This window comes from Paracoccus benzoatiresistens (genome assembly GCF_026913015.1).
GTDB lineage: Bacteria > Pseudomonadota > Alphaproteobacteria > Rhodobacterales > Rhodobacteraceae > Paracoccus > Paracoccus benzoatiresistens.
This window is the reverse complement of record NZ_JAPTYD010000021.1, coordinates 1-14,490: the sequence shown is the minus strand read 5'-3', so window position 1 is coordinate 14,490 and position 14,490 is coordinate 1. Positions and strand designations below refer to the sequence as shown.

15 protein-coding genes are annotated in these 14,490 nt (G+C 65.4%); 11 read left to right on the top strand and 4 right to left on the bottom strand.

From position 1 onward, the window contains the following. Positions 1–2 precede the first annotated feature (2 nt). The gene (locus OU682_RS13790) at positions 3–743 is read right to left on the bottom strand and encodes an N-formylglutamate amidohydrolase (protein ID WP_371832247.1); all 741 of its coding nucleotides are present in this window, start codon (positions 741–743) and stop codon (positions 3–5) included. Between the two features lie 114 nt (positions 744–857). Between OU682_RS13790 and pyk the strand changes: the two genes are divergently transcribed. The 6 genes from pyk (at position 858) to pheS (ending at position 5,897) form a co-directional block, all read left to right on the top strand. Further along, on the top strand, positions 858–2,303 hold the full coding sequence (gene pyk, locus OU682_RS13785) for a pyruvate kinase (RefSeq protein ID WP_268942736.1): 1,446 nt from the start codon (positions 858–860) through the stop codon (positions 2,301–2,303). A gap of 33 nt (positions 2,304–2,336) precedes the next feature. Next, positions 2,337–2,564 (top strand): hypothetical protein, encoded by a 228-nt coding sequence (locus OU682_RS13780; RefSeq protein ID WP_268942735.1) that lies wholly within the window; start codon positions 2,337–2,339, stop codon positions 2,562–2,564. 107 nt (positions 2,565–2,671) lie between these two features. Then, a complete protein-coding gene (rpmI, locus tag OU682_RS13775) occupies positions 2,672–2,872 on the top strand; it encodes a 50S ribosomal protein L35 (RefSeq protein ID WP_187793478.1) in 201 nt (66 codons plus the stop codon). Positions 2,873–2,888: 16 nt separating this feature from the next. Beyond that, positions 2,889–3,248 (top strand): 50S ribosomal protein L20, encoded by a 360-nt coding sequence (rplT, locus tag OU682_RS13770; protein WP_268942733.1) that lies wholly within the window; start codon positions 2,889–2,891, stop codon positions 3,246–3,248. Between the two features lie 125 nt (positions 3,249–3,373). Further along, entirely contained in the window at positions 3,374–4,750 is a 1,377-nt protein-coding gene (locus tag OU682_RS13765) for a cytochrome P450 (protein ID WP_268942732.1), read from the top strand. A gap of 64 nt (positions 4,751–4,814) precedes the next feature. Then, on the top strand, positions 4,815–5,897 hold the full coding sequence (pheS, locus tag OU682_RS13760; protein WP_268942730.1) for a phenylalanine--tRNA ligase subunit alpha: 1,083 nt from the start codon (positions 4,815–4,817) through the stop codon (positions 5,895–5,897). Positions 5,898–5,931: 34 nt separating this feature from the next. Here pheS and OU682_RS13755 read toward each other — a convergent pair whose 3' ends face one another. Together OU682_RS13755 and OU682_RS13750 are read right to left on the bottom strand one after the other, a co-directional pair. Next, positions 5,932–6,273 (bottom strand): TM2 domain-containing protein, encoded by a 342-nt coding sequence (locus OU682_RS13755; RefSeq protein WP_268942729.1) that lies wholly within the window; start codon positions 6,271–6,273, stop codon positions 5,932–5,934. Between the two features lie 139 nt (positions 6,274–6,412). Beyond that, positions 6,413–6,901, bottom strand: a complete 489-nt coding sequence (locus tag OU682_RS13750) for a hypothetical protein (RefSeq protein ID WP_268942728.1) — start codon at positions 6,899–6,901, stop codon at positions 6,413–6,415. A 110-nt stretch (positions 6,902–7,011) separates the two neighbouring features. Between OU682_RS13750 and OU682_RS13745 the strand changes: the two genes are divergently transcribed. Further along, positions 7,012–7,422: a SufE family protein gene (locus tag OU682_RS13745; protein ID WP_268942727.1), complete on the top strand. Its 411-nt coding sequence runs from the start codon at positions 7,012–7,014 to the stop codon at positions 7,420–7,422. Here OU682_RS13745 and mnmA read toward each other — a convergent pair. Beyond that, positions 7,394–8,560: a tRNA 2-thiouridine(34) synthase MnmA gene (gene mnmA / locus OU682_RS13740; protein ID WP_268942726.1), complete on the bottom strand. Its 1,167-nt coding sequence runs from the start codon at positions 8,558–8,560 to the stop codon at positions 7,394–7,396. The genes OU682_RS13745 and mnmA overlap by 29 nt on opposite strands. A gap of 144 nt (positions 8,561–8,704) precedes the next feature. Here mnmA and sciP point away from each other — a divergent pair, with 144 nt between their 5' ends. The 4 genes from sciP to recG all read left to right on the top strand — a co-directional run bounded on the left by sciP (position 8,705) and on the right by recG (position 14,151). Next, complete coding sequence (gene sciP / locus OU682_RS13735; protein WP_268942725.1) at positions 8,705–8,980, top strand: CtrA inhibitor SciP; 276 nt, start codon at positions 8,705–8,707, stop codon at positions 8,978–8,980. A gap of 94 nt (positions 8,981–9,074) precedes the next feature. After that, the gene (gene ctrA, locus OU682_RS13730; RefSeq protein WP_268942724.1) at positions 9,075–9,782 is read left to right on the top strand and encodes a response regulator transcription factor CtrA; all 708 of its coding nucleotides are present in this window, start codon (positions 9,075–9,077) and stop codon (positions 9,780–9,782) included. Between the two features lie 89 nt (positions 9,783–9,871). Then, positions 9,872–12,058, top strand: coding sequence for an NAD-dependent DNA ligase LigA (gene ligA, locus OU682_RS13725; protein WP_268942723.1), 2,187 nt, complete (start codon positions 9,872–9,874; stop codon positions 12,056–12,058). Continuing rightward, complete coding sequence (gene recG / locus OU682_RS13720) at positions 12,055–14,151, top strand: ATP-dependent DNA helicase RecG (RefSeq protein WP_268942721.1); 2,097 nt, start codon at positions 12,055–12,057, stop codon at positions 14,149–14,151. Before ligA ends, recG begins: the two co-directional genes overlap by 4 nt. Positions 14,152–14,490 lie beyond the last annotated feature (339 nt).

The window sequence follows — 14,490 nt, the reverse complement described above, 5'->3', positions numbered from 1 at the left end:
TTCTATAGCCCCGTCGCAGCCAGCGTGGCGGTGATCACCGGCGCAAGCCGCCCTGCCCATTCCGCCTGGCCCGCCGCATCCGCGATCAGGTCGTTCCGCACCTCGATCAGGACGTTCGGGCGGCCATGCTTCAATGCGTGGCGGTCGATCGAATCTCCTTCCAGATGGCCGTCATAGGGCTGGTTCTCACCCGTGATCCAGCCTGCTTCCCGGCAGGCCTGCACCATTGGCGGACCAAGCCGGACATCCTGCCAGGAATACAGGATCCCCACCTGCCAAGGCCGCATGGGTCGGCCGCGGAGTTGCGGCGTAAAGCTGTGCACCGCGCAGATGCAGCGGTCCAGGTGACGGTCGGCCAGCGCCTCAAGGGCGTCGTGATAAGGGCGATGCAGTCGGTCCAGACGCCGCCGCAACTCGGCTTGGTCGGCGTCCTTGTTGGCCGGGATCACCGTGCCGTCGTAAAGCCGCATCAGCAGCGTGGGATCATCCTCGCCCCGGTTCGGATCAATTACCAGGCGCGAGAAGTCGGAAAAGATTGCCGGCGCATCCATCAGCGCCGCGAGGCGAGAGGCCAGCCCTGCCGCGCCCACGTCATAGGCGATGTGGCGGGCCATGTCCTCGGGGGCGATGCCCAGGGTTCCGCCGCCGACCCAGGCCGGCACGCGGTTCGTCGCGTGGTCGCAGGTGATCAGCCAGCGGGACGGTCGGTCCCCACCCTCGGTCCAGAAGGCGCGCTCTGTTATGGGTCGGTCGTCTTTCATCTCTGCCAATGTCTATGACATGGTGCCGCCGGACGCCAGTTGCGGCTGCTGGCGATCTGGACCATAGTTAGCGCTAAAGCTGAAGAGGGCGACAGGATGAGACGACATCGCAACGTGAAGATCGTGGCAACACTTGGGCCTGCCTCCAGCACCAAGGACATGATCCGTGCGCTGTTCGACACCGGAGCAGACGTGTTCCGCCTGAACATGAGCCATGGCAGCCATGCCGACCACCGCGCGCGCTATGACGCGATCCGCGCGGTCGAGGCCGAGACCGGCCGCCCCATCGCGGTCCTTGCCGACCTTCAGGGGCCGAAGCTGCGGGTGGGACAGTTCACCGCAGGGGCCCACGACCTTGAGGAAGGCGACCGCTTCCGCTTCGACCTGGACCCGGCGCCGGGGAATTCGCAGCGGGTCCAACTGCCCCACCCCGAGATCTTCGCGGCCCTGGTGCGCGGCAGCAACCTTCTGGTCAACGACGGCAAGATCCGTCTGCGGGTCGAAGAATGCGGACCGGATTTCGCCGATTGCACCGTGACGGTCGGCGGCACGATCAGCGACCGCAAGGGCGTGAACGTGCCGGACGTGGTGCTGCCCCTGGCGGCGCTGTCCGACAAGGACCGCTCGGACCTGGAATTCGCCTGCGAGTTGGGGGTGGACTGGCTGGCCCTGTCCTTCGTGCAGCGCGTCGCCGATGTCGAGGAAGCGCGCGCCCTGGCCAAGGGCCGCGCGGCAATCCTGTCCAAGATCGAAAAGCCCGCCGCAGTCGATGCCTTCGACGACATCCTTGCGGCCTCCGACGGCATTATGGTGGCGCGCGGCGATCTGGGTGTGGAACTGCCGATCCATTCCGTTCCGCCGATCCAGAAGCGGCTGGTGCGCAAATGCCGGTCCGCCGCCAAGCCGGTGATCGTCGCGACCCAGATGCTGGAATCGATGATCGAAAGCCCCATGCCGACGCGGGCCGAGGTCAGCGACGTGGCGAACGCCATCTATGAGGGCGCCGACGCGGTGATGCTGTCCGCCGAAAGCGCCGCCGGCGCCTATCCGATCGAGGCCGTGCGCACCATGGACAGCGTCGCCCGCTCGGTCGAGGCCGACAGCAACTATCGCGCGATCATCGAGGCCTCGCGCCAGATCAGCCGGCACAGCATCGCGGACGCCATCGTGACCGCTGCGCGCGAGATTGCCGAAACCACGGACATCGCCGCGATCTGCGCCTTCAGCCAGTCGGGGAAGACCGCAAGCCTGATCGCCCGCGAACGCCCCCGCGTGCCGATCATCGCGCTGACGCCCATCGAATCGGTCCTGCGGCGCATGTGCCTGACCTGGGGCACGCACTGCGTGATCACGCCGCAACTGTCGCGCTTCAAGGAGGCCGTGGTGAACGCGACCCGCGCGGCGCGCGAGTTCCACTTTGCCGACGAATCGCGGCAGGTGGTGGTGATGGCTGGCGTGCCTTTCAACGTGCCGGGAACGACGAACATCGTCCGCATCGCGCCTTGCGACGAACGCTTGATCTTCGCATCCGATCCAGAATAAGCGCGGATCAGGCAAACCACTACGGGGACTTCCATGTCTGATCTTCTGCTGCTTGGCGGCATTGCGCTGTGCCTGATCTCGGTCCTCGTGGCCATCGTGCAGCTGTTGCAGACGCGCCCCCCACGCGCGGCGGCGATCCTGCTGATCCTGGGCATCGTCGGCATCTTCGCGGCGGCCTATCTGGGCCCGCAGCCCTTCAGCCTGGAACAGATCCCGCAGGCCTGGGCGCGTGTGACGGGCGGCGCGGCCACCGCACCCTGAACCCTTGCCAAAACCGCAAGGCGCGCTTATACCGCGCGCTTCCTACCCGTGTGTCCGGCCAGATGGCATTGCCGAGTCGCACGTTCACTCTGATGAAGGAGATGAAAATGCCGAAGATGAAGACCAAGTCGGCCGCCAAGAAGCGGTTCTCGTTCACGGCTTCGGGCAAGGTGAAATCCGCTCAGGCCGGCAAGCGCCATGGCATGATCAAGCGGACCACGAAGTTCATTCGCGACGCGCGCGGCACCACCGTCCTGTCGGACGCTGACGCCAAGATCGTCAAGAAATACATGCCCTATAACCGCTGATCGCGAGGACTGAACAATGGCACGAGTTAAATCCGGCAAGGTCACCCACGCCCGCCACAAGAAGGTTCTTGACGCGGCGAAAGGCTATTACGGCAACCGTTCGCGCAACTTCCGCACCGCCACCCAGGCCGTGGACAAGGCGAACCAGTACGCCACCCGCGACCGCAAGAACCGCAAGCGCAACTTCCGCGCGCTGTGGATCCAGCGGATCAACGCCGCCGTCCGTCTGGTCGATGCGGAAATGACCTATTCGCGCTTCATCAACCTGCTGGCGAAAGCCGGGATCGAGGTTGACCGCAAGGTTCTGGCCGACCTGGCCGTGAACGAACCCGAAGCGTTCGGTGCGATCGTGGAAAAGGCGAAAGCCGCCGCCTGATCCTTCGGGCAGCACGACCTTCAGGGCCAGGGCGTCTTAGACGCGCTGGCCTTTTTCGTGGGCGCCTTCCCGCTTGTGATCGCCGCCCCGTTGCCTGCGGGCGGCGCCGTTCCTATCCTTCTGGAATGCGCAGCCTTAAATCCGCCTCATCCGGCAGCCGTCCCCCCCGCGAACCCGTCAAGGTCGCGCTGGCGCGGAAGCCCCTGGGCATCATCGGCACCGCCCTGACCGCGCAGCGGAACCTGCTGGAACTGATCCCCGAGATCGCCACGCGCCAGCCCATCGTTTCGGGCCGAACGGGGGTGCGGTTCCACATGGTCATGGACCCGGCCACGCTGCGCCACATCCTGAAGGAGCGTGTCGAGGATTATCCGAAATCCATCGTTACCAAGCTGATCCTGGAACCGGCCGTCGGGGACAGCCTGTTCGTGGCCGAAGGCGCGCAATGGCGCTGGCAGCGCCGCGCCCTGGCGCCCGCCTTCGCCCTGCGCCATGTCGAGGCGCTTGGGCCGATCATGACCGCCGCAGCCGAGGCATCGGCCCGCCGTCTGGCCTTGGCGCGAAATACTGTCGATGTGTACGAGGAGACAGTAGCCGCGACCTTCGACGTGATCTCGGACGTGACTTTTTCGGGCGACAGGGCCTTTGACCGCGACGCGGTGCATCGCGCCATCGATGTCTATATCGAACAGGCGGCCAAGGTCTCGCTGCTGGACGTGCTGGGCCTGCCGGGTTGGATCCCGCGACCGCGGCGGCTGTTTTCCCGCCCCGGCCTCGGTCGGATGAAGGAGATCGCGGACAGCGCCATCGACGCCCGGGCGGCCCATCCCCGGACGGAAGGGGCGCCGGATCTGCTGGATCTGCTGCTGGATGCCGCCGATCCCGAAACCGGGCGGGCCATGACCCGCGACGAACTGCGCGATAACCTGCTGACCTTCATCGTGGCCGGGCACGAGACGACGGCGCTGACCCTGGCTTGGGCCCTGTATCTCTGCGCCTTCGATCCCGACGTCCAGGACCGTGCCGCGGCCGAGGCCCGGCACGTGCTGGGCGACCGCGCCGCCGTGGTGGCCGATCTGCACAGGTTGCCCCTGATCCAGCGCATCGTCAACGAGGCGCTGCGCCTTTATCCGCCCGCCGCCTTCCTGTCGCGCACCGCGCAGGTCGCGGACCGGCTTTGCGGCCGGGAGGTCCTGCCGGGCGACACCATCATGCTGCCCATCTATGCGCTGCACCGTCACCATCTGCTGTGGGATCGCCCCGATACCTTCGATCCCGACCGTTTCCTGACCACCCCCGACCGTTATGCCTTCCTGCCCTTCGGCGGGGGGCCTCGCATCTGCATCGGCGCCAGCTTTGCCCTGCAGGAAGCCGGCATCATCCTGGCGACGCTGCTGGCGCGGTTCCGCTTCAGCGCAGGTGCAAGCCGCGACCCGCAGCCCCGCATGATCCTGACCCTGCGGCCGCATGGCGGGGTCTGGCTGGATGTCGCGCCGCGCTGAAGGCTTTCCCCCTGGCGCCACAAGTGCTAACGCAAGACCCGACAAGCACGCCCGAGGCATGAAGATGGACGACCTGAACCCGCTCCGCCAGCAATGGCTTGACCGCATCAACGGCGCTGCCGATCCGGCCGCCATCGAGGAGGTGCGCCTTGCCGCTCTGGGCAAGAAGGGCGAGATCAGCCTGAAGATGCGCGAACTGGGCCGCATGACGCCCGAGGAACGCCAGACTACCGGCCGCGCGCTGAACGAGCTTCGCGACGAACTGGACGCCGCCCTGCGCGCCCGCAAGCTGTCGTTGGAGGATGCGGCATTGGAGGCCCGTCTGGCGGGCGAGTGGCTGGATGTGACGCTGTCCGGTCGTCCGCGCCCGCAGGGGACCATCCACCCGATCAGCCAGGTGACCGAGGAAGTGACGGCGATCTTCGCCGACATGGGCTTTTCGGTCGCCGAAGGGCCGCAGGTTGAATCCGACTGGTACAATTTCGACGCGCTGAACATCGCGCCCGAACACCCGGCGCGCCAGGAGCACGATACGTTCTTCATGCACCGCGCGCCGGGCGACAACCGCCCGCCGCATGTCCTGCGCACCCATACCAGCCCGGTCCAGATCCGGGCGATGCAGGACCACGGGGCGCCGATCCGCGTGATCTGCCCCGGCCGCGTCTATCGCATGGACATGGACCAGACCCATACCCCCATGTTCCACCAGGTCGAGGGTCTGGCCATCGACCGCGACATCAGCATGGCCCAGCTTAAATGGACGCTCGAGGAATTCTGCCGCGCCTTCTTCGAGGTCGATGAGGTCGAACTGCGCTTCCGCGCCAGCCACTTTCCCTTCACGGAACCCTCGGCCGAGGTGGATATCCGCTGCTCCTGGGAGGGCGGCCAGTTGAAGATCGGCGAAGGCGACAGCTGGCTGGAGATCCTGGGCTCTGGAATGGTGCATCCCAAGGTCCTGCGCGCCGGGGGAATCGATCCCGACCAGTGGCAGGGCTTTGCCTTCGGCATGGGCATCGACCGCGTCGCGATGCTGAAATACGGCATCCCCGACCTGCGCGCGTTCTTCGAAAGCGATCTGCGGTGGCTGCGGCATTATGGATTTGCAGCGGGGGATGTGCCGAGTGTGGCGGGTGGTCTGAGCCGGTAAGGCAGGGCCACCCAACCGGTGGCCCAGACATATCTCATGCGGCGAGCGCAACGCCGCGATTGATCGACTCCATGGTCAAACGCTGACGCATCTGTTCCCTGTCCTCCCGGATAAGTCCCGGAACCAGGAAGATGTCGACAAGGGTCCAGATACCGACGGCAGCCAACAGGAACACGCCGACGGCTACGACAAGGCTTGCGATCCCAAGGATCGTCAGGATCAGCATCGTCACGGCCGTCCCTGTCTTGCCAAGGTAGAACCGATGCGCGCCCATCATGCCTAGAAAGATAAGCAGCAGATAGGCCACGACGGGCGATTTGGCGTCGTTCTGAATACGTTGTTCGATGAGGATTTGTTGCTGAGTGTCCAGGTGCATGTCCGTTTCCTGCGGTAAGCGATTTCCTCTCGTGACAGGAAAACGTTAAGCGCTGGTTACCTGGAGTAACTTTTCCACTGGGTGCTCGCACGCGCGCAGCACTCCGCAAAGGTGCGTGACATCAGGCACCCTGCGGCGATCACCGCCGCAGCGTCACCACGTTGCTGGCGCTGGTGATCTCGACCGCCGTGATCCGCGCCAACTGGACCAGGGACAGCGACATCGCCGCCGTGATCTCGTCAACGCCGGGACGGGCGGGCAGGACGGCTGCGTTGCCGGGCGCGGGCGGGACGCCAACCAGGCGCAGGCGCAGGACGCCATCGGCATCGGGAGAGATCCGGTCGCCCGGCATCGGACGCGCCGTGACCAAGGCGACCGAGGAATAGCCGCGCACCGGGGCAAATCCGTTCACCACCAGCAGCCGACCTTCGTTCAAGGGCTCCCACCGGGCCGAGGTGATCTGCGGGATGTCGGGGCGGTTGTCCGAAACCTGAGAATAGCCCCCCTCGGGCTCCAGGGTTCTTGCAGGCGGGCTGCCCCAGGACAGGGGATTCCAGCCGCTGCCGCCGCCTCCGCATGATGCCAGGGCCATCGTCGCGATCAGCAGGGGCGCGGTCAGTTTGCTCATGTCACCATCCCTTGGGCGTTTTCGTCCTGTTAGGCGAAAACCGCGTGGGGATAAAGGCACTTTGACCTTGCCGCCCAAGCGCGCTAGCTACAGGCCGAAAGGATCCCGCCATGGCAACGCAAGCCTTCGAAGACATCGCCGACACCTTCGACTTTCTGGACGATTGGGAAGACCGCTATCGCCACGTGATCGAACTTGGCAAGGCCATGCCGCCCATGGATCCGGCGCTGCAGGTCCCCGCCACAAAGGTCGAGGGCTGCGCCAGCCAGGTTTGGATCATGCCGAGGATCGAGAATGGCCGCTTCGATTTCCAGGGCGACAGCGATGCGATGATCGTGCGCGGCCTGATCGCCGTGCTGCACGCGCTCTATTCCGGCGTTCCGGTGGCCGAGGTGGGCAGGATCGATGCACAGGCCGAACTGGCGCGGCTCGGCCTGGACGAACACCTGTCCTCGCAGCGCTCGAACGGGCTGCGGGCGATGGTCCAGCGGATCAGGCAGCTTTCCTCCGCCGCAGCGTGATCCAGCCGCCGCCCAGAACCCGGGTGCTGTCCGGCTCATAGAACACGCAGGCCTGGCCGGGGCTGACGCCTTCCTCGGCATCCAGCAACTCGACTTCGGCCCGGGTCGCGTCGATGGCGCGCAGGATCGCCGGCCGGGGTGGCCGGGTTGACCGGATGCGGACCATCACCGGGATCTCGCCCGCGAAAGGCTTGTCGCCCAGCCAGTTCACCTCGCTGATCGGCACGATGGTCGTGGCCAGGGCCGATTTCGGTCCGACCACCACGTGGCGCTGGTCAGGGTCCAGGCGCACCACATAAAGCGGGTCGCCCAGGCCCCCGATCCCCAGCCCGCGACGCTGCCCGATGGTATAGTGGATCACGCCGCGATGCCGGCCCAGGACATTGCCGTCCATATCCACGATCTCGCCCGGATCCGCCGCGCCGGGGCGCAGCTTTTCGATCACGGCGGCATAGTTGCCGTTCGGCACGAAGCAGATGTCCTGGCTGTCGGGCTTGTCCGCCACCGCCAGCCCGTATTCGGCGGCCAGGGCGCGCGTTTCTGCCTTGCTGGCCAGATGGCCCAGGGGAAAGCGCAGGAAGTCCAACTGTTCCTGCGTGGTCGAGAACAGGAAATAGCTCTGGTCGCGGTTCGGATCGGCAGCCATGTGAAGCTCTGCCCGGGCGGGGCCATCCTTGCGCTGGATATAATGGCCCGTCGCCATGCAATCGGCATCCAGGTCGCGCGCGGTTTCCAGCAGGTCGCGGAACTTTACCCGCTCGTTGCAGCGGATGCAGGGCACGGGCGTCGCCCCGGCCAGATAGGCATCGGCAAATTCATCGATGACCGATTCGCGGAACTTGTTCTCGTAATCGAGGACATAATGCGGAAACCCCATGCGTTCCGCCACGCGCCGCGCATCATGGATGTCCTGCCCGGCGCAGCAGGCGCCCTTCTTGGCCAGGGCCGCGCCGTGGTCGTAAAGCTGCAGCGTGACGCCGATCACGTCATAGCCCTCGGCCTTCAGCTTGGCTGCCACGACGGAACTGTCCACGCCGCCAGACATCGCCACCACCACCCGCGTCTGCGCGGGAGGCTTGGCAAAACCCAGGCTGTTCAAGTCGGAAGCGCGCGCCGAGGCGCGGTGGTGAAGCGTCATGGCAGGTCTCGGGTGATGAATACGTCCAAATATAAGCAAATGCTGCCTATTCTCAAGACGCCAGCGGGCTGAAAAGCTGCGAAGCTCAATTCAGGATTAACGGCTTTCCCTCACTGTCGCCCCACGCGACATAGGACAGGTAGGATGTTCTTGAAAAAAACCGATGCTCCTCGAACCGCGATGCTGCCCGACGGCAGGGTCCTGAGCCTGGCCGATCTGCCGCCGGAGGATACAAGATGGGTCGCCAGCCGCAAGGAAACGGTTGTCAACGCCGTCCTGCACGGGCTGATCCGCAAGGAGGAAGCCCTGCGCCGCTACGGCCTCTCCGAGGAGGAGTTCGATGGCTGGACGAAAGCCGTCCAGAAACACGGTCGCGCCGCATTGAAAGTGACCGCAATTCAGCGATTCCGGCAACCTTAGATTGCAATGTTCCGAATTCGTCATAAGGTAACCACATATTAACCTTATGGCCGGATGGTTGGACCAGGTTAGTTGAGAATCGGGGTGAACTTTCATGAGAATTCTTTTGGTTGAAGACGATCCCAGTACGGCGCGCGCCATCGAGCTGATGCTGACTGCGGCAAGCTACAATGTCTTTCGCACGGACATGGGCGAGGAGGGGATCGACCTTGCCAAGCTTTACGATTACGACCTGATCCTTCTGGATCTGGACCTCCCCGACATGCACGGGATGGAGGTCCTGCGCCATCTGCGCCTGGCCCGCGTAGACACGCCGATCCTGATCCTGACCGGTTCGGACGACACCGAAAGCAAGTTGCGCGGCTTCGGCTTCGGTGCCGACGACTACATGACCAAGCCCTTCAATCGCGAGGAATTGCAGGCCCGCATCCAGGCGATCATCCGCCGGTCCAAGGGCCACAGCCAGGCGGTCATCAAGACGGGCGAGATTGTCGTGAACCTTGACGCGCGTTCGGTCGAGGTGCGGGGCAAGACGGTGAACCTGACGGGCAAGGAATACCAGATCCTGGAACTGCTCAGCCTGCGCAAGGGCACGACCCTGACAAAGGAAATGTTCCTCAACCACCTTTACGGCGGCATGGACGAACCCGAGCTGAAGATCATCGACGTCTTCATCTGCAAGTTGCGCAAGAAATTGTCCGAGGCGCTTGGCGGCGACAGCCATATCGAGACGGTCTGGGGCAGGGGCTATGTCCTGCGCGAACCCATGCCGAATGCAGAACGCCTGGCGATCGGCGCCTGAAATCGCGGGGCCGTGGCGCGCAGCTGCGGCCTCTGTAAAATCCTCTGCCAAACGTCGTATAGAACGGACAGACGAAGGCGGAGGCAGCGATGACGGACGGCAAACAGGAGCAAGACACAGAAGCGCGGCCGGATGTGGCTGCGCTGGACGGCAGGCACGCTGCCGATGAAATTGCGGATCTGTCGGCCAGGATCGCGCAGGCGAACGAGGAATATCATACTCTCGACGCCCCGGTCCTGTCCGACGCCGAATACGATGCCCTGAAACTTCGGCTGCTAACCCTTGAGCGGGCCTTTCCGCAGCTTGCCCGACCCGAGAGTCCCACGCAAAAGATCGGTGGCGCACCGGCCGAAGGGTTTGGCAAGGTCGTTCACGCGCAACGCATGATGTCGCTGGAAAACGGCTTCAGCGCCCAGGATGTGAGCGATTTCGTGACACGTGTCCGCAGTTTTCTGGGGCTGCGTGAGACACCCGCCTTCACGGCGGAACCCAAGATCGACGGGCTGTCGCTTTCCCTGCGCTATGAAGACGGGGCGCTGGTCCAGGCCGCCACGCGGGGCGACGGCACCGTGGGCGAGAATGTCACCGCCAACGCCCTCACGATCGCCGACATTCCCCATCGGTTGACGGGCGACGTTCCGGCCATCCTGGAGGTTCGGGGCGAGGTCTACATGACCCATGCCGATTTCGAGCGTCTGAACGCCGCCGAGGGTGGCCGCGTCTTCGCCAATCCCCGCAATGCCGCTGCAGGTTCGCTGCGCCAGATCGACCCGGCGGTGACTGCCTCGCGCCCGCTGCGCTTCTTCGCCTATGGCTGGGGCCAGCTCGGCGAACCGCTGGCTGATACGCAGATCGGCGCTGTCGAGCGCCTCGCGGCCCTTGGCTTCCAGACCAACCCTCTGACCCGGCTGTGCCATGACGCCGACCAGATGATCGCCGTCTGGGCCGAGATCGAACAGCAGCGCGCGACGCTTGGCTATGACATCGACGGCGTCGTCTACAAGGTCAACGATCTGTCCTATCAGACCCGGCTTGGCTATCGCTCGACCACGCCCCGCTGGGCCTTGGCGCACAAGTTCCCGGCCGAAACAGCGTGGACACGGCTTGACCGGATCGAGATCCAGGTCGGCCGCACCGGCGCGCTGTCCCCTGTCGCCCGGCTGGAGCCGGTGACGGTGGGCGGCGTCGTCGTCTCGAACGCGACGCTGCACAACGAGGATTACATCGCGGGACGCGACAGCACTGGCGCCCCAATCCGCGAGGGTCGCGACATCCGCGAGGGGGACTGGGTCAAGGTTTATCGCGCGGGCGATGTCATTCCCAAGATCGCAGACGTGGATCTGGCCCGACGCCCCGGGGAAAGCCAGCCTTACGCCTTTCCCGAAACCTGTCCGCAGTGCGGATCCGCCGCGATCCGCGAGCCGGGCGATTCGGTCCGCCGCTGCACCGGCGGCATGGTCTGCCCTGCGCAGGCGGTCGAGAAGCTGAAGCATTTCGTCAGCCGCGCCGCCTTCGACATCGAGGGACTGGGCGCCAAGCAGATCGAGATGTTCTTCACCGATGCCACCCTGCCGATCCGCGAACCCGCCGATATCTTCACCTTGGCCGAACGTGACGCGCGCAACCTTGCCAGACTGAAGAATCGCGAGGGATTCGGCGCAAGATCCGCAGAAAAGCTGTTCGCCGCCATCGAGGACAAGCGCCGCATCCCCCTTGGGCGGCTGATCTTCGCACTTGGCATCCGCCATGTGGGCGAAGTCGCGGCAGGCATACTTGCACGCCATTTCGGAACCTGGGACGCGCTTGTCGCCGCGGTGGATGCAGCGGCGCAGGAGCCTGCCTTTGTGGCCGACGACAAGGCCCGACGCGCGGTGATGGCCGATAGCCCGAACTGGTCGGAACTGACGACCATCAACGGCATCGGCTCGGTCCTGGTGCAGTCGCTTGTCACCACCCTGACGCAAGAAGCCGAACGCGCCAGCATCGACCGCCTGACTGCCCGGATCGAGGTGGTTCCCGCCGAGTCTCGCCAGGCCCGGGAAACCGCGATCAGCGGCAAGACCCTGGTCTTCACCGGCACGCTGGAACGCATGACGCGGGCCGAGGCCAAGGCGCGGGCCGAGGCGATGGGCGCCAAGGTCGCCGGATCGGTCAGCGCCAAGACCGATCTGCTGATCGCAGGGCCGGGCGCGGGGTCCAAGGCCACAAAGGCCGCCGACTTGGGCGTCAAGGTCATCGACGAGGATGAGTGGCTGCGCCTCGCGGGCAGCGCATGACGCAGCCCAAGGGGCGCCCGCCGGCGCTTTTCCCGCTGTTTTCCGACGTCGATACCCTGCCGGGCGTGGGTCCGAAAGGCCGCGCGGCGCTGTCGCAGATGGGGATCGAACGGCCACGCGACCTGATCCTGACCCTGCCCGCAAGCGGCATCACCCGCCGCCGCATCGCCCGCATCGGCGATGCCCGCCCGCCCGAAATAGTGACCATCGCCGTCACAGTTGGCCGCCACCATCCGCCCCTGGCCAAGGGCCGCCCCTGGCGTGTCCATTGCAGCGATGGCGCGGGCGATCTGACGCTGGTCTTCTTTCACCCTCGCAAGGAATGGATCGAAAGCCAGCTTCCGACCGGCGCGCGCCGCATCGTCAGCGGCAAGATCGAGTTGTTCGACGGCATGGCCCAGATGGTCCATCCCGACCACATCCTGCGCGAGGACGAGCCCTCCTTGCCCGAGTTTGAGGAGGTTTATCCGCTGGCGGCCGGGCTGACGCGCAAGGTCATGGCAAAGGCGGTCGAGGCGGCGCTGACCCGCTTGCCACCCTTGCAGGAATGGATCGACCCGCAGCTTGTCGCGCAGCGCGGCTGGCCGGATCATGCGACTGCGCTGCGGCAGGCGCATGATCCGCAATCGATGCGCGACCTGTCGCCCGACGCGCCGGCACGGGCGCGGCTGGCCTATGACGAATTCCTCGCCCACCAGATGACGTTGGCCTTGGTTCGCCGGGAAAGGCGCCGCCTGAAGGGGCGGCCCAGCCAGGGCGACGGACGGCTGCGTCGCGCGGTTCTAGCCAGCCTGCCTTGGCCGCCCACCGGCGCGCAGCGGCGCGCGGTCGAGGAGATCGCGGCCGACATGGCCAGCGACCACCGCATGAACCGGCTGCTGCAGGGCGACGTGGGGTCAGGCAAAACGCTGGTGGCGATGCTGGCCGCGCTTGTCGCGGTCGAGGCGGGTGGGCAGGCGGTGCTGATGGCCCCGACCGAGATTCTCGCCCGCCAGCATGCCCGTGCGCTGGAACCCCTTGCCCGTGCGGCTGGTATCCGGCTGGCGGCGCTGACGGGCCGCGACCGGGGCGAGCTGCGCGCCCAACTACTGGAGGATCTGGCAGAAGGACGCATCGACATCCTGGTCGGCACCCACGCTGTCTTCCAGAAGGACGTGCATTTCCACGATCTGCGGCTGGCGATCATCGACGAACAGCACCGCTTCGGCGTGGCGCAGCGGCTGGAGCTGTCGGCCAAGGGACAGGTACCGCCCGACATGCTGATCATGACCGCGACACCGATCCCCCGGTCCCTGGCGCTGACGCAATATGGCGATCTCGACATCTCGATCCTGGACGAAAAGCCACCGGGGCGGCAGCCGATCACCACGGTGATGATCAGCGACCAGCGTCTTGATGAGGTGACGGCGCGGCTGCGGCGGGTGCTGGACCAGGGCGCGCGCGCCTATTGGGTCTGCCCTCTGGTCGATGAAAGCGAAGTCAGCGACCTCACCGCCGCAGAAGCGCGATTCCAGTCGCTGCGCGCCCAGTTCGGAGAGGTGGTGCGCCTGATCCACGGCCAGATGCCGCCCGATCAGCGCGATACGGCCATGGCCGACTTTGCCAGCGGAAGGGCGCAACTGCTGGTCGCGACCACGGTGATCGAAGTAGGCGTGGACGTGCCCCAGGCCACGATCATGGTGATTGAGCGCGCCGAGAACTTCGGCCTGGCGCAGTTGCACCAGCTTCGCGGGCGGGTGGGGCGGGGCCAAGGCGCCTCGACCTGCCTGCTGATGTATCATCCGCCGCTGAACGAATCGGGCGCGCGGCGCCTGACCACCCTGCGCGATACCGAAGACGGCTTCCGCATTGCCGAGGTCGATCTGGAAATGCGGGGCGCGGGCGACGTGATCGGCACGGCGCAATCGGGTCTGCCGCGGTTCCGGATCGCGGATCTGGAACATCAGGCCGGCCTGATGGCGGTCGCGCGGCAGGATGCGCGTGCGCTGCTGGATCGGGATCCCGCGCTGGAAAGCCCCAGGGGGCAGGCCATTCGCATGCTGATGTGGCTGATGAGCCAGGATGAAGCGGTCCGCTTGATCTCGGTCGGCTAATGTTCTTAAAATGTTCTTTACAGAACGCCAGAAATATGAGAACAAAAGGGCAACAAACAGGAGTTGCCCATGTCCCTCGAATTTGCTTCTGACCTGCTTGGTGTTGTTGCCCTTGCCACCACGACCCTGATCGTCTTGTGGCTGCCTGCGATCCTGCAGGCCTGAACTCTGCCCCGCGTTGCGATGACGGCGCCACGCCTGTGCGTCCGTCAATCCCCCTGCACGCGCAACTGACCGGCCCCTGGTGGGCCGGTTTTTTTTAGGGGATGTCCGCATATCGTGTTGGTCTCTCAGGACGCCTGAATGACGTCAGCCGGTTGAAGTCCCGCCAGTCGCACC